We start from the raw sequence: 23,474 nt of genomic DNA, 5'->3' as shown, positions 1-23,474 counted from the left end.
CCAGCACTCCGGGAGCTGTCGGCCCAGCGCTCCGGGAGCCGTCGCCCAGCACTCCGGGAGCCGGTGCCGGCCGGGCGGGGCCATGGTGCCCCGAAGACGAGTTGCGTTCAAGTCATTGACAGATGCGTCCGCTCCCACGAGTCTTCGATGCGCCGGTGGGAACGTGCCCACCCAAGAGTGGGCACGTTCCCACCCTCTTAAAGCCATACAAATGTCATCGCTGTAGTCATCGCAGTAGTCAGCGCAGAACTCGTCACTCCGATGTGTCAGCGCCGTCGCTAGGAGGAGATCCATGAGCAGTCTCGGTTCGTTGCGCGGAAAGGCGGTGGCGACGGCCGCGACCGTCGGCGCACTGGCGCTCGTCGTCGGCTGCGGCGGCAGCGACGGCTCCGCCACCGGCGGCGGGAAAAAGGACGGCAAGGTCACCATCACCATGGGCCTGTACGGGGTGATGGGCATCAAGGAGACGGGGCTCCTGGAGCAGTACGAGAAGGAGAACCCCGAGGTCGACATCAAGGCCGAGATCGCCGGTGACGAGCAGACCTACTACACCGCGCTGCAGACCCGGCTCGCCGCTGGCAAGGGCCTGAAGGACATCCAGGGCATCGAGATCGGGCGGGCCAAGGAGATCACCGACACCCAGGCGGACAAGTTCGCCGACTTCGGCGACGTGTCCGGCACCGACCACTTCCTGCCGTGGAAGCAGTCGCAGATCAGCACCGGCGACGGCAAGGTGCTCGGCCTGGGCACCGACATCGGCCCGATGGCCGTCTGCTACCGCAAGGACTACTTCGAGAAGGCCGGCCTGCCCACCGACCGCGAGGAGGTCGCCAAGCTCTGGGAGGGCGACTGGAACAAGTACGTCGAGGTGGGCCGCACCTTCAAGAAGGACTTCAAGGGTGACGGCGTCGCCTACATGGACGCGGCCAGCGGCCTGTTCAACGCCATGATCTACGGCCACCCGGAGCAGTTCTACGACGAGAAGGGCGAGCTGATCTACGCCGACAACCCCGTCGTCGAGGACGCCTGGAGCCTCGCCGCCGACGCGGCGGAGGACGGGCTGACGGCCAAGCTCCGCCAGTTCCAGCCCGGTTGGGACCCCGGCCTGGCCAACGGCACGTTCGCCACGGCGGTGTGCCCGGCGTGGATGCTGAGCCACATCAGCGAGAAGGCCGGCCCGGCCAACAAGGGCAAGTGGGACGTGGCCAAGGCCCCCAAGGGTGCCAACTGGGGCGGGTCCTTCCTCGGCGTGGTCGAGCAGAGCCCGGTCAAGGAGGAGGCCAAGAAGCTCGTCGCCTGGCTGACCGCTCCGGAGCAGCAGGCCCACATCTTCAAGGAGATCGGCAACATCCCCTCCTCCCGTGAGGCGCTGAACAGCGCCGAGGTGAAGGGCGCCAAGTCGGAGTACTTCGCCGGTGCGCCGATCGGCCAGATCTTCGGTGCGGCCGCCCAGGAGATACCGGACAAGCAGGTCCTCGGCCGCAAGGACGGCACGATCAAGGACACCTTCTCCCAGGGACTGACCCTGATCGAGCAGCAGGGCACCGCCCGTGACAAGGCGTGGGAGACCACCGCGGAGCGCATCGAGAAGGCGGTCGGCTGACCCCTGGCCCCCGCGGCCGTCCGTGCCCGCCGGCTCCGCGCCGGTGGGCACGGACGGCCGGCTCACCCGTCCGCTCTCAGGAAGGAAATCCGGTGGCCACCTCCACCACCAAGGCCGTGACCGGGGCGGAGCCCCCGGTGCCGTCCCCGGACGACGGCACCGCCCGGCGGCGCGGTGCGCTGCTGCACCGGCTCGACATCAAGGGCGCCCCGTACGTGTTCGTCGCGCCGTTCTTCGTGGTCTTCGCCGCGTTCAGCTTCTACCCCCTCGTCTACACGTCGTGGATCTCCCTGCACGACGTGGAACTGGCCACGCTCGACGTCATGGAGTGGGTGGCGTTCGACAACTACGTCGAGCTGTGGGGCGACTCCCGCTTCTGGAACGCGCTGCAGAACACGATCACGATCGGTGTCATCTCCACGGTCCCGCAGCTGCTGATGGCCCTGGGGCTGGCGCACCTGCTCAACTACCGCATGCGCGCCTCGCTGTTCTTCCGCGTCGCCTCGCTCGTGCCGTACGCCACCTCCGTCGCCGCGGCCGCCCTCGTCTTCACGATGATCTTCGAGCGGGACTTCGGGATGATCAACTGGGCGCTCGGTGTGGTCGGCATCGACCCCGTGGACTGGGAGGCCGACAAGTGGCCCGCCCAGGTCGCCATCTCCACCATCGTCATCTGGCGCTGGACCGGCTACAACGCGCTGCTCTACCTGGCGGCCATGCAGGCCATCCCCGCCGACCGCTACGAGGCGGCCTCCCTCGACGGCGCCTCCCGGTGGCAGCAGTTCACCCACGTCACCGTCCCCGGCATCCGCTCCACCATCGTCTTCACGATCGTGCTGTCCACCATCGGCGCCACCCAGCTGTTCGGTGAGCCGCTGATCTTCGGCCAGGGCCCCAACGGGGTGAGCGGCGGCGCGGACAACCAGTACCAGACGCTGGGACTGCTGCTGTACGAGGAGGGCTGGAAGAACTACCAGATGGGCCGCTCGGCGACCGTGGCCTGGGCGATGTTCCTGCTGCTCGTTCTCGTCTTCCTCGTGCAGCGCCTCGTCAAGCGCGCACGCTCCCGTACGGCCTGACCTGGAGTCACCATGACCACCAACAGCCTCCCGGTCCGGACGGACACCCCGGCCCGGACCCCCGCGGGGAAGCCGGCCGCCCCCGCCGGCCGCCGGCTGCTGCGCCAGCGCGCCGGCCGCCAGCACCACGCCGGCCCCCTCTCCTACGTCCTGCTCGGCATCATGGCGGTGCTGTCGATCTTCCCGCTGTACTGGACGATGGTGGCCGCCTCCACCGACAACACCCGGGTCAGCCAGACCCCGCCGCCCTTCCTGCCCGGCCCGAACCTGTTCAGCAACCTCGCCCGGGCCTGGGACGAGGCCGCGATGGGCAAGGCCATGATCAACAGCCTGATCGTGGCCGGGGTGATCGCCCTGTCCACGGTGATGTTCGCGACGCTCGCCGGGTTCGCCTTCGCCAAGCTGCGGTTCAAGGGCCGCAACGCCCTGCTCATGCTGGTCATCGGCACCATGCTGGTGCCGCCGCAACTCGGCGTCGTACCGCTGTTCATGATGATGGCCGAGCTGGGCTGGTCGCAGCAGCTGCCCGCCGTCATCTTCCCGACGCTGGTGAGCGCGGTGGGCGTCTTCTTCATGCGGCAGTACCTGTCGGAGGCGCTGCCGGACGAACTGGTCGAGGCCGGACGCGTGGACGGGGCCCACTCGCTGCGGATCTTCTGGAGCATCGTGCTGCCCGTCGCCCGGCCCGCGATGGCCGTCCTGTTCATGATCACGTTCGTGCACGCCTGGAACGACTTCTTCTGGCCCTTCGTGGTCCTCGACATGACCAACCCGACGGTTCCGGTCGCCCTCACCCAGCTCAGCGCGGGGTATGTCCGCGACCAGTCGCTGATCATGGCCGGCGCCCTGCTCGGCACGCTGCCGCTGCTGGCGATGTTCATCGTCTTCGGCCGTCAGATCGTCAGCGGCATCATGGCGGGCGCCGTCAAGGGCTGAGCCGCCGTGCCCGGACCATCCGCACACCGACCCCCGTCAGGCCTCCGCCTGTGAACTCCAGCTCCCCGAAAGGACTTACGTGGTCACCGCACAGCAGACCGCATCCGCCCCGGACGCCGCCCGCACCTTCCCCAAGGGTTTCCTCTGGGGTTCCGCGACGGCCGCCTACCAGATCGAGGGCGCCGCGGCGGAGGACGGTCGCACGCCGTCCATCTGGGACACCTACGCCCGCACCCCCGGCCGGGTCCGCAACGGCGACACCGGTGACATCGCCACCGACCACTACCACCGCCGCAGCGAGGACGTCGCCCTCATGGCCGAACTCGGCCTGGGCGCCTACCGTTTCTCCCTCGCCTGGCCGCGCGTCCAGCCCACCGGCCGCGGCCCCGCCGTGCAGAAGGGCCTGGACTTCTACCGGCGCCTGGTCGACGAGCTCCTGGAGAAGGGCATCCAGCCCGTCGCCACCCTCTACCACTGGGACCTGCCGCAGGAGCTGGAGGACGCCGGCGGCTGGCCGGAGCGTGCCACGGCCGAGCGGTTCGCCGAGTACGCGGCCCTCGCGGCGGACGCCCTCGGCGACCGGGTGAAGACCTGGACCACGCTCAACGAGCCCTGGTGCAGCGCCTTCCTCGGCTACGGCTCCGGCGTGCACGCCCCCGGCCGCACCGACCCGGTCGCCGCCCTGCGTGCCGCCCACCACCTCAACCTGGGGCACGGTCTGGCCGTCCGGGCGCTGCGCGAGCGGCTCCGCGCCGACGCGCAGGTCTCCGTCACCCTCAACATCCACCACGTACGCCCGCTCACCGCGACGGACGGCGACGCCGACGCGGTCCGCCGGATCGACGCCCTGGCCAACCGCGTCTTCACCGGCCCGATGCTCAACGGCGCCTACCCGGAGGACCTGTTCAAGGACACCGCCGAGCTGACCGACTGGTCCTTCGTCCAGGACGGTGACCTGCAACTCATCCACCAGCCGCTGGACTTCCTCGGCGTCAACTACTACAGCCCCACCCTGGTTTCTGAGGCGGACGGCAGCGGCACCCACACCTCCGACGGACACGGCAACAGCGCCCACAGCCCGTGGCCGGGAGCCGACCGGGTCGCCTTCCACCAGCCGCCCGGTGACACCACCGCGATGGGCTGGGCCATCGACCCCGGCGGCCTGTACGAACTGCTGCGCCGGCTCGCCTCCGACTTCCCGCGGCTGCCGCTGGTGATCACCGAGAACGGCGCCGCCTTCGACGACTACGCCGACCCCTCCGGCCAGGTCAACGACCCGGCCCGGATCGCCTACGTACGCGGCCACCTGGCCGCCGTCCACCAGGCGATCCTGGACGGCGCGGACGTACGCGGCTACTTCCTGTGGTCCCTGCTGGACAACTTCGAGTGGGCCCACGGCTACAGCAAGCGCTTCGGCGCCGTGTACGTCGACTACCCGACCGGCACGCGCATCCCCAAGGCCAGCGCCCGCTGGTACTCCCGGGTCGCCCGTACCGGTGTCCTCCCCGAGGCCTGACCGGGCCGGTGCGGCACACGCGGCTTCCGGCGTAGTGCCGCACCGACGATCCGCCCCCGTCCGGGCCTACCGGGCGGGGGCCGGTGCGTTGCGGTGCCGCACGAAGACCGCGGTGGGGATCGCGATGACCAGCAGGGTGCCGCCGCCGATGAGCAGCCCGAGGTGGACGGCGTCGGTGAAGGCCCGCGCGGCGGACGCGGTGACGGTGTGGGCCAGCGCGGCCGGCATCTCCACGCCGCTGTCGCCGTGCAGGGCACCGGCGCTGATACGGGCGGCGTCCGGGCCCGGCACGCCGGCGGACACCAGCCGGTCCTCCAGGTAGTGGGGGAAGCGGGTGGTGACGACGGTGCCGAGGACGCTGGGGCCGAGGACGGACCCGATCTGGCGGAACATGTTGACCGTCGCGCTGGCCATGCCCGCCTGCAGCCGCGGCACGCTGTTGACGGCGGCGGCGGTCGACGGCGCCGTGAGCATCGCCGATCCGACACCCGCGACGAGCAGCCCCGGCCACAGCGCGCCGTAGCCGGTGAAGGGGCCGGCGGCCAGCAGCGCGAGCGCCCCGGCGCCCATGACCACGAGGCCCGCGGTCAGCATGAGGGCGAAGCCGACTTTCTGGACGAGACGTCCGGCGAGCGCGCTGACCACGATGTAGGTGGCGAACATGGCCAGCAGCCGCACGCCGGTGGCCAGCGCGGACAGGTGCTGCACCCGTTCCATGTAGAGGACGGCGAGCAGGGAGATGCCGACGAAGCCGAACATGGACGCCGCCGCGACACCCATCACCGCGGTGTACGAGGGGTTGCGGAACAGCCGCAGGTCCAGCATCGGGTCGTGGTGGCGGGCCTCGACGACGAGGAACAGGGCCAGGGAGACGGCGAAGACGACGTACATGGAGATGATGCGCCCGGAGCCGTAGCCGGCCGAGCCGCCCTCGATGATCGCGTAGGTCGCGGAGGCGATCGTGACGGTCCCGAGCAGGACGCCGGCGAGGTCGGGACGTCTGGTCGGGTGCTTGGACTCGCTCACCAGGAACGGCGTCAGGACCACGGCGAGCGCGCCGATGACGACGTCGATCAGGTACACCGAGTGCCACGAGAAGTGGCCGATGAGCAGCCCGGCGCCGAGCGGCCCGACGGCCAGGCCGAGGCCGGAGCAACTGGCCCAGACGCCGATCGCCTTCGTCCGCTGGTGCGGGTCGGCGAACGAGTGGCTGACGATCGACAGGCTGGCGGGGAGCACGGCCGCGCCACCGAGGCCCATGACCGCCTGGGCGGTGATCAGCAGCCCCGTGCCGTCGGCGGTGAAGGCGAGCGCGCTGCCCGCGGTGAAGACCACCGCGCCGCCGAGGAAGACCGCGCGGCGCCCGACCAGGTCGGCGAGGGTGCCGGCGGACATCACCAGGGTGGCGACGACGAGGGAGTAGGCGCTGGTCACCCAGACCAGCGCGCTGGCCGAGGGACGCAGGTCCTGCTGGATGGCCCCGAGCGCGCCGATGGTGGACGAGACGTTGACGAACGCCAACATCACGCCGAGACACACCGTGAGCACACCCCGCCAGGGATGGGCGGGCAGCACGGTGTGCCCGGCTGCTGCCGAGGCCGGGGGAGTGATGGCGGCCGGGGCGAGCGCACCCGAGCCGCCCGCCACGGAAGGCTGACTTGTGTTTGGCATAGCCAGGAACGTAACACCCTGACTGCGCAAAATGCTAGCCAGGTTAGAATGGCGGCATGGAACGCGTTGACCTGCAGGGCGAAGACACGGTGTTCACGCGCACGGGCGAGTTCGCCGACCGGGACGCCTTCACGGCGGCCGGCTGGTGCGCCATGGAGCGGTCGCTGGAGGTGGTCGGTACGCGCTCGGCGATGATGCTGGTGCGGGAGGCGTTCTACGGCGGGCGCCGCTTCGACGACCTGGTCCGGCGTACCGGTCTCGCGGAGACGGTGGCCTCCAAGCGGCTGCGGCAGCTGGTCGCCGACGGCCTGATGGAGCGCCGGCCCTACCGGGTGCCGGGGTCGCGCACCCGCCACGAGTACGTCCTGACCGACCGGGGCCGGGCCCTGTTCCCGCTGTTCGTCGCGTTGATGCGGTGGGGACAGGCGGTGGACGGCGAGAAGGGTGGTGTCGAGCTCGTGCACGCGGGCTGCGACGCCCCGCTCGTACCGGCCGTACGGTGCGAGGCCGGACACGACGTCCCCATCGAGGAGACGGAGGCACGGCTGGCGTCCCGTTAGGGGCGGCGGAGCCGCGCGGTGATCGCTTCGTCGCGGGCGACTCGCAGGTGGCGGGCCCGGCCGGTCGACCGGAGCGTCGTGACGCCGCCCCGGGCGTCGTCGGCAGGGCCGCCGAGCGTGCCTCGACATCAAGATCACGGCGGCCGGACGCCCGGAAGTCGTCAGCGCACGGATGCGGCGCGGATCGCCTCACGCCGACTGCCGGGTGGCCGGGTCGGCGCGCCACGCGGCTCCCGCGCCGCGCCACCGGTCCGCTCAGTGACTGCCGGTGAGTTCCCCGGTGAGCTTGCCGCGCAGGTCAGCGCTGGCGTCGTTGCGGCCGGTGATCTCGACGATCTTGGGCCGCCGCCGACCGGATCGGCCGGCTGCGCGTGCAGCTCGCCCGCGCCGAGGGGTTCGCCGCTACCCTGGACAGCCGCCTGAACCGGGCCGACCCCCCGGCCCGCCCCTGAAGCGCATCCAGTCGTACCGCAGCCTCCCCGCCACGATCCTCGGCAGCAGCTTCGCAGCTCGCCCGGCAGCGACTCCGGCCCCCGGCCAGGGCGTCTCCTCAGCCACTCCGAAGCCACCGCGCGACCACTCCCGGCCGTCCTGGGCCCGTGTGGGCATCGCGCCATCCACTCGGCCCGCACTTTCTGAGACAGTGTCATCACTATGGGCAGTCAACATCGCAGCGGGACGGCTCCGGCGGACGCTCCCGAGCCGGTCCTCGACTCCGTACCGGGTCCCGTTCCCGAGCCGCTGACCGTCGGGATCGAGGAGGAGCTCCTCCTGATCGACCCGGCCACCCGAACCCCCGGCCCGCACGGCCCCCGGCTGGTCGAGGAAGCCGCCGGCGCACTCGGTGACCGGATCGGCACCGAGCTGACCCGCTACCAGGTCGAACTGCGCACCGACCCGCACACCTGCCTGAAGGAGGCCGACGACCAGATCCGCTCGATGCGGGCGACAGCGGCCCGTGCCGCCGCCCGGCTCGGTCTGCGCATCGCCTCCACCGGCACTCCGGTCCACGGCCAGGCCGCCCCCGTCCCCCTGACGCCCGGCGCGCGCTACGCACAGAGCGCGGCCCACTTCCGCGCCCTGGACGACGAGCAGATCGTGTGCGCCTGCCACGTCCACGTCGGCCTTCCCGACCCCGGTGACGCCGTCTACGTCAGCAATCACCTGCGGCCCTGGCTGCCGACGCTGATCGCGCTGACGGCGAACTCCCCGTTCTGGGCGGGCCGGGACACCGGGTACGCTAGCTGGCGCACCACCACCTGGGGACGCTGGCCCGTGGCCGGACCACCCCCCTATTTCGAATCCCCCGCCCACTTCGACGACCTCGTCCACCGCCTGCTCGAAGCGGAGGCACTCATCGACCGCGGCGGGCTGTACTGGGACGTGCGCCCCTCCCACCACCTGCCCACCATCGAGATCCGTGTCGCCGACGCCGCCCTGACCCCCGACGACACCCTCCTGCTCACCGCCGTGGTCCGCGCGCTGACCGCCACCGCCCTCGCCGCCGTCCGGGACGGCAGAGCGGCTCCGCGCCCGGCACCGGAGCTCCTGCGCGCCGCGTGCTGGCGAGCGGCCCGCGACGGACTGTCCGGCAGCGGCATCGATCCGCTCACCGGTGACCTGGTGACCCACACCGTCCTGGTCGAACGGCTGCTGGACACCATCGCCCCGGCGCTCCGCCGGCACGACGACCTGGACCTGGTGCGCGAGCAGTGGCGGCGGCTGCGCACCGAGGGCAACGGCGCCGACCGCCAGCGTGCCGCCCACCGGCGGCGCTCCAGCGCGCACGACGTCGTCGACTACATCGTCTCGGCCACCTGCCGGTCCTAGGGAGAATCCCCGCCACCGGTGCGGGAGGACGCGGGGAGAAATCCGTGAAATACCCGGAAACCGCAGTGTTCCGGACACGGGCCCCCTCCCTTTAGCATGGGACGCGCAACCTCTGCCGGGCCTGCGGCAGTGCCCTGCCGCAGCCACTGTGCCGGCCCGGCCGGCACATGCGGAGGTGTGCCATGCCCGATGACCGCTGGACCCGTCACCGCCCTCTCGACGCCGAGACGGCCGAGACGGCCGAGACCCTGGCCACCGCTCGCGGATGGCTGCGGGAGGCCGCCTGCGTCGGCGAGGACCCCGAACTCTTCTTCCCGCTGGTGGAGCGGGAGTCCGACGACCAGGTCGCCCGGGCCCGCGCGGTGTGCCGTCGCTGCCGGGTCCTGCTCGACTGCCGTTCCTGGGCCGTCGAACAGGGCGAGGACGCGGGTATCTGGGGCGCGACCACCGCGCGGCAGCGCCGCGCCATCAGCCGCGAGACGCACGGCGGCATCGGCGAGCGGTCAGTGCCGTGAGCCCGGTCCGCACGTGGGGAGCCCCCGGACCGGGCACCGGCACGGACGGCATCCGTACGGCCGTTCCGGACGGGCGAGCGGGGGCCTGCGGTGGTTGTCTGACCCCGAGGACGCGTTCTTCCCGCCGGCAGGAGAAAGGTACGGCCGTGGCTTCTGAGCCCTCCCTCCAGTACACCGTTCCGGGCATGTCCGCCGAGGACAGCTCCGCCATCATCGAGCTGCTCCAGCGGCGGCTGCACTCGCTGAACGATCTGCACCTGACGCTGAAGCACATCCACTGGAACGTCGTGGGGCCGCACTTCATCGCGGTGCACGAGATGCTCGACCCGCAGGTCGAACAGGTCAGGTCCATGACCGACGACCTCGCCGAGCGCATCTCCACGCTCGGCGGCGTCCCCCAGGGCACGCCCGGGGCCCTGGTCGCCGACCGCACCTGGGACGACTACTCCATCGGCAGGGCGGAGGCCATCGAGCACCTGGGCGCTCTCGACGTGGTGTACACGCGGCTCATCGAGGACCACCGTGAGGCCATGGAGGCGACCGAGACCTCCGACCCGGTCACCCAGGACATCCTCATCGAGCAACTGCGCGGACTGGAACTGTTCCAGTGGTTCGTCCGCGCCCACCTGGAGAGCAGCGGCGGGCATCTGAGCACCGCCGACGCCAAGACGGAACACGCGGCCGCCGACCAGGCCGCCGAACAGGCCCGCAACCAGCCCTGACCGCCAGGGCCGGTCGAACGAACCGCTCGCCCGCAGCCGTCGACGGTCCGTCACCCGAGGCCTGCAGCGCCGGCTGCACGCTTGTGGCAACCCAGCGCGGGCTGTCGACGCCGGAGGTCTCCAGCGCGGCGGTGACGGCGAAGCGGACGGTGCGGGTGCCGTCGTCGGCGAAATCGACCCGGGCGGTGCCCGTGAGCTGCAGCGTCGTGCCGGTGGCCCAGTCGGGGAAGAGCAGGCCCGCCCGGGGGTCCGCGACGAGGTTTCCCAGGGTGAGCAACATGGCGTTGCCCGCGTAGTCCGGCCAGGACACCTCGTGGGGCGAGTCGACCCGGACGAACCCGGGGTCGCCGCCGCGGTGGCTGACGTCGGCGCCACTACCGTGATCCGCGCACTCCCGCCTTCGCCGAGTGGTGCGACCACCTCGCCCGCACCCCGTGCCGGCCCGACGACCCGCGGCCGCTCGGCTACTTTTCCTCGTCGACGTGCCCTGCTGGGACCGGCATCCCACGGGTGCGGGCTTGCCTCCCGAAGAGCTTGCGGGCTTTCCTCCCGAAGAGCTGCCGGAGATCGCCGACGCCTACTGCCGCGTCGCCACGGAGGCGATCCGGCGGCACGACCCGCACCGCCTCGTCCTGGGCGACCGCTACGGCACCCGCACCGGCGTGCCCGACGCGGTGCTCGACGCCATGGCCCCCCACGTCGACGTGCTGTCGGTGCAGACCTTCCCCGGCCCCGACCCGGCCCGCCTGGAGGCCGCCCTGCACCTGATCGACCGGTGGCAGGCGCGGACGGCCCGCCCCGTCCTGATCGCCGACACCGGCAACTGGTGTCCCACGGTCATGAGTCCCCGGTTGCTGTCCCGGCTGGGGGCCGGCGGCACCGGGGCCGGCTGACGAGGGTGTGCGCGGTCGCCGAGCGGCCGGGTCCGCGACACACCGCGGACGCCCCTCCCGCATGCGCCTCGGAACGGCGGTGGATCTGGTTGGGTTCGGTGCGAGCTGCCGTGCTCGTGTCGTTCTGATCGGATACCGACCTCAGCCGGGAGGGGGCCGTCGATGCCCGCGCCGTTGGTGAACCGTGTCGAGGCCGTGCCTCTGCACCGGGTGCTCGGGCTGCTGGCGCGACGCGGCCCTCTGGGCCTGGTGGAAGAGGTCGGCCGGAGGGCGCAGGGTGCGGTGGTCCGGCTGGAACTCGGGCCGTTCCGGCCCCTGCTGGTCACACACCCCGAGCATCTGCGGCACGTCCTGCGGGACGGCGCGGGCACCTACGCCCGCGGGGCGGCGATGTGGGACGCGCTCGGCAGGCTGACCGGCCGGGGCATCGCCGGCGAGGGGCCGGGGTGGCTGGCCAGCCGGGAGATCCTGAGCAAGGGCATGTCGGGCGGACTCCTGCGACAGTCGGCGGAGGGCATCGCCGCCTCGATCGACGGGGCGGTGGAGGAACTCGCCGCGCGGGCGCGGGGCCGGCCGGTGGACGCGGTGACGCACATGACCCGGCTGGTGCACCGGGTCATCAACCCCGTCTTCTTCGGCTCCAGGATCAGCGACGAACAGTGCGACCGGCTGGGCGCGGAGGTGACCACCGCGCTGGGCTCACTGCTGTGGCGCATGGCGATGCCGTTCGTGCCGCTCGGGGTGCCGATGCCGGGGGACCGGGCGTTCCTGCGCGCCACCCGTGCCGTCAACGAGACGCTGCTGCCCGTCATCGACCGGGCCCGCCGCGAGGGCACCGACGGCACGGACCTGATGAGCGGCCTGCTGCGCGGGACCGGACCGGACGGTGCGCCGCTGAGTGACGAACACGTCAGCCAGGACATCGTCGCCCTGTTCGTGGCCGGTTCGGAGTCCAGCGCGCTCACCCTGACCTGGGCCTGGACGGTACTGGCGCGGCACCCGGAGATCGCGGCCCGGGTGCGCGAGGAGGCCGATCGCGTGCTGGCGGGCGGGCCGCCCGGGCCCGAGCACGTGCGGGAACTGGTCTACACCCGGCAGGTGATGGCCGAGGTGATGCGCCTGTACGCGATGGCCTGGGCCGTGCCCCGGGTCGCCACGGCGGACGACGTGGTCGGGGGAGTGCCGGTACCGGCCGGCACCACGCTCGTCGTCTCCCCGTACCTCACCCACCGCCTCGCCGCGTTCTGGCCCGACCCGCTGCGGTTCGACCCCCACCGGTTCGACAAGCAGGCCGTACGCGCGCGGCACCCGATGGCGTACCTGCCCTTCGGCGACGGCGGGCACCAGTGCGTGGGCCAGGCGTTCTTCGCCATGGAGTCGGTGCTCGTCCTCGCCACCGTACTGAGCCGCTACGACGTGCGGATCACCGGCGATCCCCGCCCGCGCCTGGCCGTGGCCCTGCCACCCGACGGCGGCGTCGGCCTCGTCCTGACCCCGCGCCGCACGCGGGAACCTCACGGCACACGACCCCGCCCCGCTGGGCGGAGCACGGCGTGAGCCGGCGTGGCGGTGCTCACCAGCCCCACGGCCGACCAGGCCGGTGTCAGGAGATGCGGCCCGCCCGGCCTGCCGCGATGGTGGAAAGGTCGAGACCCGCCCCCAGGACATGACGGGAACGTGGACGTGGACAAGTCGCAGCTCACCGAGATGACCGTGCGCCGTGCCGCCGACGGCCCCGACGGCACGCCCCTGTCGGCCGACGACATCGGCAAGGTCCTCGACCTGCTGTTCGGCACCGTGGAGCGAGCGGGAACCATCGCCGAGGCACTCAAGGCCGGCGAGACGGTCACCCTCGGCAGCTTCGGGGGGTTCCAGGCCGCTGACGGTGTCGCCTCGTTCCGGGCGGGCACGGCCCTCACCGAGTTCCTGCGCGACCAGACCCGATGAGCGGTACGTGGATCACCCGGCGTCCCTCGCGGAGACCGGGGGCGCCATGGGGCACCTGACCCTCCACGCGGCCGGTCCGGCGGCCCCGGAGACGGTCTGGCAGCGCTACGCCTGCCTGGACGAGTGGGCCTCCTGGTCCCCGCAGATCAGGAGCGTCCAGGCCGCCGAACGCCGGCTGCGTGCCGGGCTGCGCGGCACGGTCACCTCGCTCGGGGGTGTCCGCGCCGCGTTCGTCGTCGACGCGGTCGACCCCGGCCGCCGCACCTGGGCCTGGCGCGTCCGGCTGGGCCCGGTCTCACTCCGGCTGCTCCACGAGCTGCGCGCCCGCGAGGACGGCAGCGCCACGAGGCTCACGATGCACGGCCCGAGACTCGCCCTCCTGGCCTACGCCCCTCTCGCGCGCCTGGCCCTCCGCCGCCTCGTCCGGCCCTGAGACGCCGTTCCCCTGAGACGCCCTCACCACCCGCACCGGCCCCGGCGATTGGGAGCGCTCCCTTCCGATTCCTTTGGTACAGACCTTGACCTGTGGCTCCGGGCGCAGTTCCATCACGTCTTGAACTAAGACCTGAGTGCACCGCGGGCAGCTCCCGACCGAAGGAGTGACAGGCGTGAGATTCGCGAAGACGTCCACACGGGCCGGCTCAAGGCCCGTCCGCAAGGCGGCAGTTCTGCTCAGCGCGCTGGCGCTCGCGGCCGGCGCCCTCCAACTGGGCGCGGCCGGGCCGGCGGAGTCGGCGCCGGCCACCGCGCAGGTGTGGGTCACCACCGCCGACGGGACCCGCAAGCTGTCCTCCGGCGGAACCGTGGCCTTCGACGCCTCTCCGCAGGCCATCGACCTCCGCATCGACGCCACCCGTCGCGAGCAGCGCTTCACCGGAGCGGGCGCGTCGGTCACCGAAGCCTCCGCGCACCTGATCCAGCAGCTGCCGACGACACAGCGCACCGCGCTGATGACGTCCCTGTTCTCCACACAGGGCGACGGCATCGGCCTGAACTACCTGCGCCAGCCGCTGGGCAGCACCGACTTCAACGCCGGACCCTTCTACACCTACGAGGACACACGAGGGCAGTTCAGCATCGCCCGCGACCAGCAGGAGATCATCCCGGTCCTGCGCCAGGCCCTCGCCGTCAACCCCGCGATCCGGTTCATGGGCAGCCCCTGGTCCCCACCGGCCTGGATGAAGACCGGCGGCTCCCTCAACGGCGGCAGCCTGCTCCCCGAGCGCTACCAGGACTACGCCGACTACCTGGTCCGCGCCATCCGGGCGTACGCGCAGCAGGGCATCACCCTCACCGACCTGACCGTGCAGAACGAGCCGGAGTTCGCGACCAGCTACCCCTCGACGTCCATGACGGCCACGCAACAGGCCGACTTCATCCGCGTACTGGACCGCACCCTCACAGCGGCGGGACTGCCCACCAACCTGCTCGCCTACGACCACAACTGGGACCATCCGCAGTACCCGTTGACCGTGTTCACCGGCACCTCGGGCATCGGCAGGGTCATCGGCGCCGCGTTCCACTGCTACGGCGGCGATCCCGCCAACCAGGCCCAGATCCGCCAGGCCGGCAAGCGGGTCTTCTTCACCGAGTGCTCGGGCACGGACTCCACGAATCCGGCCCAGACGTTCTCCGACACCCTGCGCTGGCACGCCGAGAACCTCGTCGTCGCCAACCTGCGCAACGGCGGCGAGACCGTGCTCAACTGGAACCTCGCCCTCGACCAGAACGGCGGACCGCACCAGGGCCACTGCGCGAACCGCTGCAACGGCATCGTCGAGATCAACGGCGGCACGGTCACCCGCTCCGCGGAGTACTACGTCCTCGGGCACCTCGCGAAGTTCGTCGAGCCCGGCGCCGTCCGCATCGGCTCCACCAGCCAGGGCGCTGGCGGAGTGCAGAACGTGGCCTTCGAGAACCCCGACGGTTCCCGAGCCGCGTACGTGGTCAACACCGCCTCCGCCGCCCGGACGTTCTCCCTCACCGACGGCGGACGCTCCCTCTCCTACACCCTCCCCGCCGGGTCCGTCGCCACGTTCGTCTGGGAGGACGGCGGCACCACCCCGCCGACCGGGAGCATCGACCCCTCCCGCTGGTACCAGGTCGTCAACACCAACAGCGGCAAGTGCCTGGACGCCACCGGAGGCGCCACCGCCAACGGCACGGCCGTGCAGCAGTGGGCCTGCGCGGCCGGGAACACCAACCAGCTCTGGCAGTTCCAGCCCACCACGGGCGACCACGTACGGGCGGTCAGCCGCAACGCCGGCACCGTCGCCTGGGACGTCACCGGAGGCACCGGCGCCACCCAGGACGGCGCCACCCTCCAGCTGTGGGCCTACGGCGGTGCCGACAACCAGCAGTGGCGGCCCGTCCACCGCGGCGACGGCATCTGGGAGTTCACCGCACGGCACAGCGGCAAGTGCCTCGACGTCACCGGCCTCTCCACGGCCGACGGAGCCCGCCTGCAGCAGTGGACCTGCACCCACGGCCCCGCCCAGACCTTCCGGCTCGTACCCGCGTGAACCGGGGCCACCGGCCCTGCGAGGAACACTCGCCGTCCGGGCGGTGACGAGCGGGCGGGTCACCTCGTCAGGTGACCGACCACCGAGCGCATCGCCCGCCGCATGGCGGGACGCGTCTCCTCCGGGGCGTCGAGGGTCTCGAACCCGTGATGCCCCCGGGGGACGTCGACCACTTCGAGCCGGGCCGCGCTGTCGTGCGCCGCGGACACGAACGCGCCGACGGTCGCGGCGATCTCGGGAGTCTCCCGCCCGGCGCGGAGCAGGACGACGGGCAGGTTCCCCGCCCGGGTGACCGCCCGGGCGGGGTGGAAGCGGCTGCCGGACATCCCCCAGGCGGGCAGAGGAGCCAGGACCGGGTAGGCGGCGGCCAGGCAGCGCAGCCAGGCGGGGGGCTCCGCCAGCCAGTCGGTGGCGAGCAGGCCCCCGCCGGAGAAGAACCACAGGGCGATCCGGTCGCCGTCCACGCGGGGATCGGCCCGCAGCCGCTCCACACCGGCGGCGACGTCCGCGGCGGCGCGCTCGTAGTCCGCCACGTCGTGCAGGCGGTGTTCGAGGGTGGCGCCCACGACGCCCTCGGCGGCGGCCAGGCGGGCGTAGCCCACCAGGGTCGGCCAGTCGCGCGGGCGCGGCCGCGCGCCCGCGGGTACCGGCCCGCCGTGCACGAAGACCACGGCGGGCCGGGGGCCCTCACCGCCGGGGACGTACAGATCGACCTCGCCTCGGCGGTCGCGCGGCGGCTCGGGCACGTCGAACGGGAACGGGCGCAGGTGCGCGGGTACCGGCGCGCCGTCGCCGGGCGCCCGCAGACGGTGTCCCGCACCGGCCGCGGCCCGCAGCAGGACACCCGCCAGCTCGGCGGGGCAGGACAGCATCGGCCAGTGCCCGGTGGGGAGTTCGAAGAAGCGGACCTGAGGTTCGGTCAGGGCGGCGAGCGCGGGATCGCCGAAGTCGACGAGCCGCTGCACCGAGTCGATGCCGGCGCCGTTGCGGGTGCACAGCACGCCGGTGACGGGCACCGCGGCCACCGCACCGCTCAGCCGCAGCGGCTGGAGCAGCGTGCCCAGCGGCTGCGGCGCCGCCAGGGCGGTCAGCCGCCGCAACGCCGCCTCGCCGACGCCGACGGTACTGCCCCAACGCTGCCACTCGCCGATCGCCGGCGGGGCCAGCACCCCCTCCCGCCCTCCTGCCCCGACACGTTCGGCCAGCTGCGCGCGCAGCGCCTGGTCCGGCACGGCGGCCAGCGCCGGGACACCGTTGCGCGGCATCCCGCAGTCCAGGTACACGACGCGAGCGACGCGCTCCGCCCGCCGGTCGGCTGCGCCGAGCACCGGGTGGATGCCGTAGTCGTGCCCGACGAGCACGATCTCCCGTCCGGACGTCCCGTCCACCGCGTCGATCGCCGCCAGCACGTCCTCGATGTGCGTCTCCAGATCGACCGGCGCCGACGCGGCGGGCCGGGCCGCGTCCACTCCGGTCAGCGGCACCGCGTGTGCCTCGCCGCCCGCGGCGACCAGCTCCGCCGCCGTCTCCTCCCACACCTGGGCGCCGGTGAACACACCTGCCACCAGGATGAACACATGCACGACAAACCCCTCCCCGTCCTCGGCACACGGCGCCGCGCGGGTCGCGAACGCCGGGGGCGCGGCCCGGGCCTGTCGCCCGGACCACGTGCCGGTACCGTAGGAACTCCCCTTGAGGGAGGTTCAACTGTCCACGCCACATGAGCCGTTCTGGAGCATCGGGGAACTCGCCGAGCGCGCCGGTGCCACGGTGAAGACCGTCCGGTTCTACTCCGACCGGGGCCTGCTGCCCGAAGCCGCCCGCAGCAGTGGCGGACACCGCCGCTACGGCCCACAGGCGCTTCAGCGACTGCGGCTGATCCGCTCCCTGCGCGGTCTCGACCTGTCCCTGCCCGACATCCGCAGGGTCCTGGAGGACGAGGACGCGACGGGCGACGTCCTGGAGAGCGCCGTGGACAGCCGACTGCGCGAGCTCGGCGACGAGCTGCGGACCTTGCGCTGGCGGGAAGCGGCACTGGAACTGGTACGGGACTGCCCACCGGACCGGCGCGCCGGCCGGCTCAGGTTGCTCGGCGCGCTGAGCACCCCTCCGAGCACCGCGCCCCTGGCCGGTTTCTGGCGCACCTGGCTGCCGCCGCGGATGCCGCCCCGGGCGACCGCGGCGTTCCTGGAGGTCGCCGTCCCGCAGCCGCCCGAGGCACCGCACCCCGCGCAGGTCCTCGCCTTCGCCCGGCTGCACGCGATGACGACGGCCCCCTGCCCGGGCGGTCGCCGGCCCCAGCCGGACGTGCACCGCGTGGCCGGGGCCCGGGGCGCGGCCCTGCTGTACGCCGGGCTCGCCGAGGCCTTCGACCTCGCGGCCGCACATCTGCGCCGGGCACGGGACCCCCGTCCGGGCGAGGCCCTGGACGCCTACGTCGCCGCGTACGCCGGCGCCTACCGCAGCCGCGACACCCGCGACTTCCGCCGGCTGCTCGCCGACCGGCTCGCGGCCGATCCGCGCCTGGACCGGTACTGGCGTCTCGTGGCCGTCGTCCGGAGCGAGCCGGGCGGCCCCGCGCAGCCCACCCCGGGCGCCGCGGACGACTGGCTGCGCGCGGCACTGCGGCAGGACAACGCCGCAGCGGCGTAGCCCGGGTCACCCGAGTCCTTCCGCGCGGCATCCGCCGGCGGTCCAAGACAAGGAGGTACAGCCGGTCCCGCCCGGACGCGTCCGGATCACGCGGCGGCGAGAAGCTTCTGCGACAGCTCCCACAGCCGTCGCGGGCCCACCGGGTCGGCGGCGCGGCGAGCGACGCCGCGCCCGACCCGGTGACTTCCTCCAGCTCACCGGCGCGCTCTGGCGCGCCGCGTCCAGCCCCGAGGACCGGGCGCCCCGTATGCTCGCGCTCATCCTGGACGGACTCCGCACGCAGCGGTAGACGAACCCTCCGCCCGGGTCGGCGCCCGGCGCGTGCCGTTCGGCCGCGCCGAGGACGGCGTCGTCGGGCCGACCCCGGGGCGTGGTGATCGGAAGGGGCCCGAAGTCCGCCCTTACCTGGGCAGATAGGGTTAGGGCCGCGACGAGGGGTAACACGCGTGCATATTTGTGTGTGTGGACGGCCCGAGGGGTGGCCGTGCGAGGGGCGGGATCGCGTGGAGCAATCGAACGTGGCCGAGCAGCGTCCGGGGCCGGCGGCAGCCGGCGGTGACGTGTTCGCCGCCGACCGCGAAGTGGGCGGCGACCTCGCCCGGGTGGACTGGGCGTCCACGCCGCTCGGCCCGCCGGGGGAGTGGCCGCAGAGCCTGCAGACAGCCGTCAGCATCCTGCTGTCCTCCCGCTTCCCCATGTGGATGGCCTGGGGCGAGCAGCTCACCTTCTTCTGCAACGCCGCCTACCGGCGCGACACACTGGGCCGCAAGTACCCGTGGGCGCTGGGACGGCCCGCCAACGAGGTCTGGGCGGAGATCTGGGACGACATCGGCCCCCGCATCGAGACGGTGCTGCGGACCGGAGAGGCCACCTGGGACGAGGGCCTGCTGCTCTTCCTGGAGCGTTCCGGCTACAGCGAGGAGACCTATCACACCTTCTCCTACAGCCCGCTGCGCGACGACTCCGGAGCCGTGGTGGGCATGCTGTGCGTCGTCAGCGAGGACACCGACCGGGTGATCGGCGAGCGGCGGATGGCCACGCTGCGGGACCTGGGCTCGGACCCGAGCGTGATCCGCACCGAGCAGGAGGTGCTGGCGTTCACCGGCCGCCAGCTGGACCGCAACCACAAGGACCTGCCCTTCACCCTGACCTACCTCTTCGACGAGGGCACCGCCCGGCTGTCCGCGGCCACCGGCATCCCCCCGGGCCACCCGGCGGCGCCCGCCGCACTCCCGGTCGACGACCCGGACGGGGTGTGGCCCGCCGCGGCGCCGGCCCGGGGCGAGACGGTCCTGGTGCCGCTGACCGGCGGCGCCTTCGCCGAGCTGCCCGCCGGTGCCTGGCCGAGACCGCCCCGGCAGGCGCTCGTCGTCCCGCTCGTGCAACAGGGCAGCGCCCCCTACGGATTCTGTGTCGCGGCGCTGAACCGCTACCGCGAGCTCGACGAGGGCTACCGCGGGTTCATCGAGCTGACAGCCGGCTACATCGCCTCCGGCATCGGCAGCGCCCGGAGCTACCAGGCCCAGCAGCGGCGGGCCGAGGAACTCGCGGAGCTGGACCGGGCCAAGACGACCTTCTTCTCCAACATCAGCCACGAGTTCCGGACCCCGCTGACGCTGATCATGGGCCCCGTCGAGGAACTCCGCGCGCGGTTCGCCGACGCCGAGGACGACATCCGGCAGGAACTGGACGTCGTGCACCGCAACGGACTGCGGCTGGGCAAGCTGGTCAACACGCTGCTGGACTTCTCCCGCATCGAGGCCGGCCGCATGCAGGCCCGCCACGAGCCGGTCGACCTCGCTGTGGTGACCGCCGAACTGGCCAGCGTCTTCCGCTCGGCCGTGGAGAAGGCCGGACTGGCCTTCGAGGTGGACTGCCCGCCCCTGGACGAGCCGGTGTACGTCGACCGCGGCATGTGGGAGAAGGTGGTGCTCAACCTGCTGAGCAACGCCCTGAAGTTCACCTTCGACGGCGAGGTCCGCGTACGCGTGCGCCGGTCGGACACCCACGCCGTCCTCACCGTCTCCGACACCGGGATCGGCGTGCCCGAGGCGGAGATGCCCCGCCTCTTCGAGCGCTTCCACCGCATCGAGAACGCCCGCTCCCGCTCGAACGAGGGCAGCGGCATCGGACTCGCCCTGGTGCGGGAACTGGTCGGCCTGCACGGCGGTTCGATCGACGCGCGCAGCGGCGAGGACGAGGGCACCACCTTCACCATCCGGATCCCGTTCGGGACGGCCCACCTGCCGCCCGGCTCCGTGGTGCCCGAGTCGAGCAGGACCACCGTCTCCGCGACCGCCGACCCCTACGTCCAGGAAGCACTGCGCTGGCTGCCGGAATCGAGCGGCGGCGCCCCGGACGGCGGCATGGCCGTGCCCGGCGACGTGCGCCCGGCCCTGGAACCGGGGCAGCAACCCGCGGTCAGCGGCCGCGTGCTGGTGGCCGACGACAACGCCGACATGCGCGAGTACCTCTCCCGCACCCTCGCCGGAGCCGGCTACGAGGTGACCGCCGTCGCCGACGGCGTCGAAGCCCTGCACGCCGTCCGCCGGGACGTGCCCGACCTCGTCGTCAGCGACGTCATGATGCCCCGGCTCGACGGGCTGGGCGTCGTCGCGAGACTGCGCGCGGACACGCGCACGGCCGCCGTGCCCGTCGTGCTGCTGTCGGCCCGGGCCGGACAGGAGTCGTCGATCGAGGGCCTGCAGGCCGGCGCCGACGACTACCTGGTCAAGCCCTTCGCCGCCGCCGAACTGCTCGCCCGCGTCCGGGCCAACATCGAACTGGCCCGGCTGCGCAGCCACCACCTGCGGTGGCGCACCGCCCTCGTCGACTCGCTCCAGGAGGCCTTCTTCGTCTGCGACGAGTCCGGAGCCGTCGTGGAGATCAACGCCGCCTTCACCGGCATCCTCGGCCACGGCCCCGAGAATCTGCCGTACCGGCCGGTCCACCCCTGGTGGCCCGACGCCGCCGCCGATCCCGAGGCGCACCGCCAGGTCCGCACGGCCTTCACCGACCTGCTCGAACGCGAGCAGGGCTCGACCACCGTGCCCGTCACCCACCGGGACGGGCACCGCCTGTGGGTCGTCGTCACCTGGAACAAGGCCCAGGACCCGGACACCGGGCGCCGCGTCACGGTCGGCACGTTCCGCGACGTCACGGCCGAGCACTACGCCGTCCAGCGCACGACGGCACTGGCCGCGCTGAACACCGCGCTGTCCCAGGCCACCAGCCTGCCCGAGGCCCTGACCAGCGCGCTGGGCGAACTGAAGGACCTGTGGCGAGCGCGGTGCGTGCTGGCCGTCGTCTTCGGGCCCGGCGGCGTGCCCGCCCTCACGGCCACGGACCCGTCCGCGACCTGGGACGGCCTCTCCCCGGACTGCCGCGACGTCCTCGGCGAGCTGCGCCGGCGCCCGCCGCTCACCCCGGTCGCCGACGACACCGGTGCGGGCGTGCTGCTGGAACACCCCGACGGACCGCTGGCCCTCTGGATCGACCTGGGCGAACACCGCCCGTTCACCGCCGAGGACCAGTTGCTGCTCTCGCTGCTGGCCGGGCGCCTCGCCCAAGGCCTGGTGCGCGCGCACCAGATCGACCAGCAACGCGAGACCGCCATCGCGCTGCAGCGCGCCATCCTGGGCCCGGCACGGCTCCCGGACGGCTTCGCCGTACGGTACGAGCCCGCCACGCCGCCGCTGGAGGTGGGAGGCGACTGGTACGACACCGTCACCCTGCCGGACGGGCGGATCGGCATCGTCGTGGGCGACTGCGTCGGACGAGGCCTGGAGGCGGCCAGCGTCATGGGGCAACTGCGCAGCGCCTGCCGGGCGTTGATGCTGCAGGAGCCCAGCCCCGCCCGGACACTGATGGCACTCGACCAGTTCGCCGCGAGCGTCCCCGGCGCGCTGTGCACGACCGTGTTCTGCGGTGTCTTCGACCCGGACACCGGAGAGCTGACCTACTCGACGGCCGGACACCCGCCGGGGATCGTCGCCCATGCCGACGGCTCCGTGCAGCTGCTGGAGGAGGGACGCTCCCTGCCCCTGGCCGTCCGCCCGGGCAGCCGGCGCCCGGAGGCACGGTGCACGCTGGCCGCACGGGCCACGCTGCTGCTCTACACCGACGGCCTGGTGGAACGTCGCCGGCGCCCGCTCAGCGCGGGCATCGAGGAGGCCGGCGCAGCCGTCCAGGAGGGCCGTGAGCTGCCCGTCGACGATCTCGCCACCGAGGTGATGACCCGGCTCGCACCCCCCGGCGGCTACGACGACGACGTGGCGCTGCTGCTCTACCGCCACCCGGCACCCCTCGACGTGACCTTCCCGGCCGAGGCGTCCCAGCTCGCGCCGGTCCGCAACGCGCTGCGCGCCTGGCTCGCCCGGTGCGACCTGACCCGGATCGAGGTGCAGAACGTCCTCGTCGCCGCGGGCGAGGCCTGCGCCAACGCGATCGAGCACGGACACCGGCACGCACCGGGGGAGGCGGTGCGGCTGAGCGCCGAGGCCTTCGCGGACCGGCTGCGCCTGAGGGTCGCCGACTCCGGCCGCTGGAAGGACCCCACACCCGAGCCCCACGCCAACCGCGGCCGGGGCGTGGCCCTGATGCGGGCCACCATGGAGCAGGTGACCATCACCCCCGGCCCGGCCGGCACCACCGTCGACCTGCAGATGAGGATCGCCCGATGACCACTCCGCTCACCCTCCGCACCGGTCGGCGTGCGGACGGCACCCCGCAGCTCTCGGTCAGCGGCGAGATCGACATGAGCAACGCCTCGGCCCTCGCCGAGGCCCTCGGCACCGGCACCGGCCGTCTCGTCGTGGACCTGACCGCGGTGGAGTACCTGGACAGCGCCGGTCTGAGCGTGCTCTTCGCCCACGCCGAACGGCTGGAGCTGATCGTCACGCCCCTGCTGGAGCCGGTCCTCGCCGTTTCCGGTCTCGCCGAACTGGCCACCGTCCACGGCCCCGGCGCCGACGGCGCGACGGAGCCCTGACCGGTGCCCGGCACCGCAGTCCCCGAAGTGTCCCAGCC

18 protein-coding genes and 1 pseudogene are annotated in these 23,474 nt (G+C 72.8%); 16 read left to right on the top strand and 3 right to left on the bottom strand.

Annotated features, from left to right (window positions below):
• The first annotated feature begins 292 nt into the window (after positions 1–292).
• From ACPXCS_RS20565 to ACPXCS_RS20550, 4 genes are all read left to right on the top strand, one after another.
• The gene (locus ACPXCS_RS20565; RefSeq protein WP_425948130.1) at positions 293–1,603 is read left to right on the top strand and encodes an ABC transporter substrate-binding protein; all 1,311 of its coding nucleotides are present in this window, start codon (positions 293–295) and stop codon (positions 1,601–1,603) included.
• Positions 1,604–1,695: 92 nt separating this feature from the next.
• The gene (locus ACPXCS_RS20560) at positions 1,696–2,682 is read left to right on the top strand and encodes a carbohydrate ABC transporter permease (protein WP_425948131.1); all 987 of its coding nucleotides are present in this window, start codon (positions 1,696–1,698) and stop codon (positions 2,680–2,682) included.
• 12 nt (positions 2,683–2,694) lie between these two features.
• Positions 2,695–3,618: a carbohydrate ABC transporter permease gene (locus ACPXCS_RS20555; RefSeq protein ID WP_425948133.1), complete on the top strand. Its 924-nt coding sequence runs from the start codon at positions 2,695–2,697 to the stop codon at positions 3,616–3,618.
• Positions 3,619–3,697: 79 nt separating this feature from the next.
• On the top strand, positions 3,698–5,134 hold the full coding sequence (locus ACPXCS_RS20550) for a GH1 family beta-glucosidase (protein WP_425948134.1): 1,437 nt from the start codon (positions 3,698–3,700) through the stop codon (positions 5,132–5,134).
• A 66-nt stretch (positions 5,135–5,200) separates the two neighbouring features.
• On the opposite strand, the gene ACPXCS_RS20545 is transcribed toward ACPXCS_RS20550, so the two are convergent.
• A complete protein-coding gene (locus ACPXCS_RS20545) occupies positions 5,201–6,805 on the bottom strand; it encodes an MFS transporter (protein ID WP_425948135.1) in 1,605 nt (534 codons plus the stop codon).
• 56 nt (positions 6,806–6,861) lie between these two features.
• Between ACPXCS_RS20545 and ACPXCS_RS20540 the strand changes: the two genes are divergently transcribed.
• The 4 genes from ACPXCS_RS20540 (at position 6,862) to ACPXCS_RS20525 (ending at position 10,432) form a co-directional block, all read left to right on the top strand.
• On the top strand, positions 6,862–7,365 hold the full coding sequence (locus ACPXCS_RS20540) for a winged helix-turn-helix transcriptional regulator (RefSeq protein WP_425948137.1): 504 nt from the start codon (positions 6,862–6,864) through the stop codon (positions 7,363–7,365).
• Positions 7,366–8,019: 654 nt separating this feature from the next.
• Entirely contained in the window at positions 8,020–9,195 is a 1,176-nt protein-coding gene (locus tag ACPXCS_RS20535; RefSeq protein WP_425948139.1) for a carboxylate-amine ligase, read from the top strand.
• Between the two features lie 182 nt (positions 9,196–9,377).
• Positions 9,378–9,710 (top strand): WhiB family transcriptional regulator, encoded by a 333-nt coding sequence (locus ACPXCS_RS20530; protein WP_425948140.1) that lies wholly within the window; start codon positions 9,378–9,380, stop codon positions 9,708–9,710.
• A 185-nt stretch (positions 9,711–9,895) separates the two neighbouring features.
• Positions 9,896–10,432: a Dps family protein gene (locus tag ACPXCS_RS20525; RefSeq protein WP_425948246.1), complete on the top strand. Its 537-nt coding sequence runs from the start codon at positions 9,896–9,898 to the stop codon at positions 10,430–10,432.
• A 232-nt stretch (positions 10,433–10,664) separates the two neighbouring features.
• Here the strand turns inward: ACPXCS_RS20525 and ACPXCS_RS20520 are convergent.
• Positions 10,665–10,940, bottom strand: a pseudogene (locus ACPXCS_RS20520) (hypothetical protein); the annotation flags it as partial.
• Between the two features lie 10 nt (positions 10,941–10,950).
• On the opposite strand from ACPXCS_RS20520, the gene ACPXCS_RS20515 reads away from it, so the two are divergent.
• The 5 genes from ACPXCS_RS20515 (at position 10,951) to ACPXCS_RS20495 (ending at position 15,794) form a co-directional block, all read left to right on the top strand.
• The gene (locus tag ACPXCS_RS20515; protein ID WP_425948142.1) at positions 10,951–11,325 is read left to right on the top strand and encodes a hypothetical protein; all 375 of its coding nucleotides are present in this window, start codon (positions 10,951–10,953) and stop codon (positions 11,323–11,325) included.
• Positions 11,326–11,487: 162 nt separating this feature from the next.
• Positions 11,488–12,882 (top strand): cytochrome P450, encoded by a 1,395-nt coding sequence (locus ACPXCS_RS20510; RefSeq protein WP_425948144.1) that lies wholly within the window; start codon positions 11,488–11,490, stop codon positions 12,880–12,882.
• A gap of 120 nt (positions 12,883–13,002) precedes the next feature.
• A complete protein-coding gene (locus tag ACPXCS_RS20505; protein WP_425948146.1) occupies positions 13,003–13,272 on the top strand; it encodes an HU family DNA-binding protein in 270 nt (89 codons plus the stop codon).
• 7 nt (positions 13,273–13,279) lie between these two features.
• Positions 13,280–13,705, top strand: a complete 426-nt coding sequence (locus ACPXCS_RS20500) for an SRPBCC family protein (protein WP_425948148.1) — start codon at positions 13,280–13,282, stop codon at positions 13,703–13,705.
• Positions 13,706–13,880: 175 nt separating this feature from the next.
• Positions 13,881–15,794, top strand: coding sequence for an RICIN domain-containing protein (locus ACPXCS_RS20495; protein WP_425948149.1), 1,914 nt, complete (start codon positions 13,881–13,883; stop codon positions 15,792–15,794).
• Positions 15,795–15,853: 59 nt separating this feature from the next.
• On the opposite strand, the gene ACPXCS_RS20490 is transcribed toward ACPXCS_RS20495, so the two are convergent.
• Positions 15,854–17,377, bottom strand: a complete 1,524-nt coding sequence (locus ACPXCS_RS20490; protein ID WP_425948151.1) for an alpha/beta hydrolase — start codon at positions 17,375–17,377, stop codon at positions 15,854–15,856.
• 124 nt (positions 17,378–17,501) lie between these two features.
• Between ACPXCS_RS20490 and ACPXCS_RS20485 the strand changes: the two genes are divergently transcribed.
• The 3 genes from ACPXCS_RS20485 (at position 17,502) to ACPXCS_RS20475 (ending at position 23,436) form a co-directional block, all read left to right on the top strand.
• A complete protein-coding gene (locus ACPXCS_RS20485; protein ID WP_425948248.1) occupies positions 17,502–18,446 on the top strand; it encodes a MerR family transcriptional regulator in 945 nt (314 codons plus the stop codon).
• A gap of 695 nt (positions 18,447–19,141) precedes the next feature.
• On the top strand, positions 19,142–23,128 hold the full coding sequence (locus ACPXCS_RS20480; protein WP_425948249.1) for a SpoIIE family protein phosphatase: 3,987 nt from the start codon (positions 19,142–19,144) through the stop codon (positions 23,126–23,128).
• On the top strand, positions 23,125–23,436 hold the full coding sequence (locus tag ACPXCS_RS20475; RefSeq protein ID WP_425948153.1) for an STAS domain-containing protein: 312 nt from the start codon (positions 23,125–23,127) through the stop codon (positions 23,434–23,436). Before ACPXCS_RS20480 ends, ACPXCS_RS20475 begins: the two co-directional genes overlap by 4 nt.
• Positions 23,437–23,474: the final 38 nt, after the last annotated feature.

The organism is Streptomyces sp. DT190 (genome assembly GCF_049846985.1).
Lineage (GTDB): Bacteria > Actinomycetota > Actinomycetes > Streptomycetales > Streptomycetaceae > Streptomyces.
The sequence above is the reverse complement of the archived record's forward strand: the minus strand, read 5'-3'. Positions and strand labels throughout refer to the sequence as shown.

Bases quoted from the DNA above. Each gene is read 5' to 3' on its own strand.
- ACPXCS_RS20565 (WP_425948130.1), top strand. From the start codon at position 293: ATGAGCAGTCTCGGTTCGTTGCGCGGAAAGGCGGTGGCGACGGCCGCG.
- ACPXCS_RS20555 (WP_425948133.1), top strand. From the start codon at position 2,695: ATGACCACCAACAGCCTCCCGGTCCGGACGGACACCCCGGCCCGGACC.
- ACPXCS_RS20545 (WP_425948135.1), bottom strand. From the start codon at position 6,805: ATGCCAAACACAAGTCAGCCTTCCGTGGCGGGCGGCTCGGGTGCGCTC.
- ACPXCS_RS20540 (WP_425948137.1), top strand. From the start codon at position 6,862: ATGGAACGCGTTGACCTGCAGGGCGAAGACACGGTGTTCACGCGCACG.
- ACPXCS_RS20535 (WP_425948139.1), top strand. From the start codon at position 8,020: ATGGGCAGTCAACATCGCAGCGGGACGGCTCCGGCGGACGCTCCCGAG.
- ACPXCS_RS20530 (WP_425948140.1), top strand. From the start codon at position 9,378: ATGCCCGATGACCGCTGGACCCGTCACCGCCCTCTCGACGCCGAGACG.
- ACPXCS_RS20525 (WP_425948246.1), top strand. From the start codon at position 9,896: ATGTCCGCCGAGGACAGCTCCGCCATCATCGAGCTGCTCCAGCGGCGG.
- ACPXCS_RS20510 (WP_425948144.1), top strand. From the start codon at position 11,488: ATGCCCGCGCCGTTGGTGAACCGTGTCGAGGCCGTGCCTCTGCACCGG.
- ACPXCS_RS20480 (WP_425948249.1), top strand. From the start codon at position 19,142: ATGTGGATGGCCTGGGGCGAGCAGCTCACCTTCTTCTGCAACGCCGCC.
- ACPXCS_RS20475 (WP_425948153.1), top strand. From the start codon at position 23,125: ATGACCACTCCGCTCACCCTCCGCACCGGTCGGCGTGCGGACGGCACC.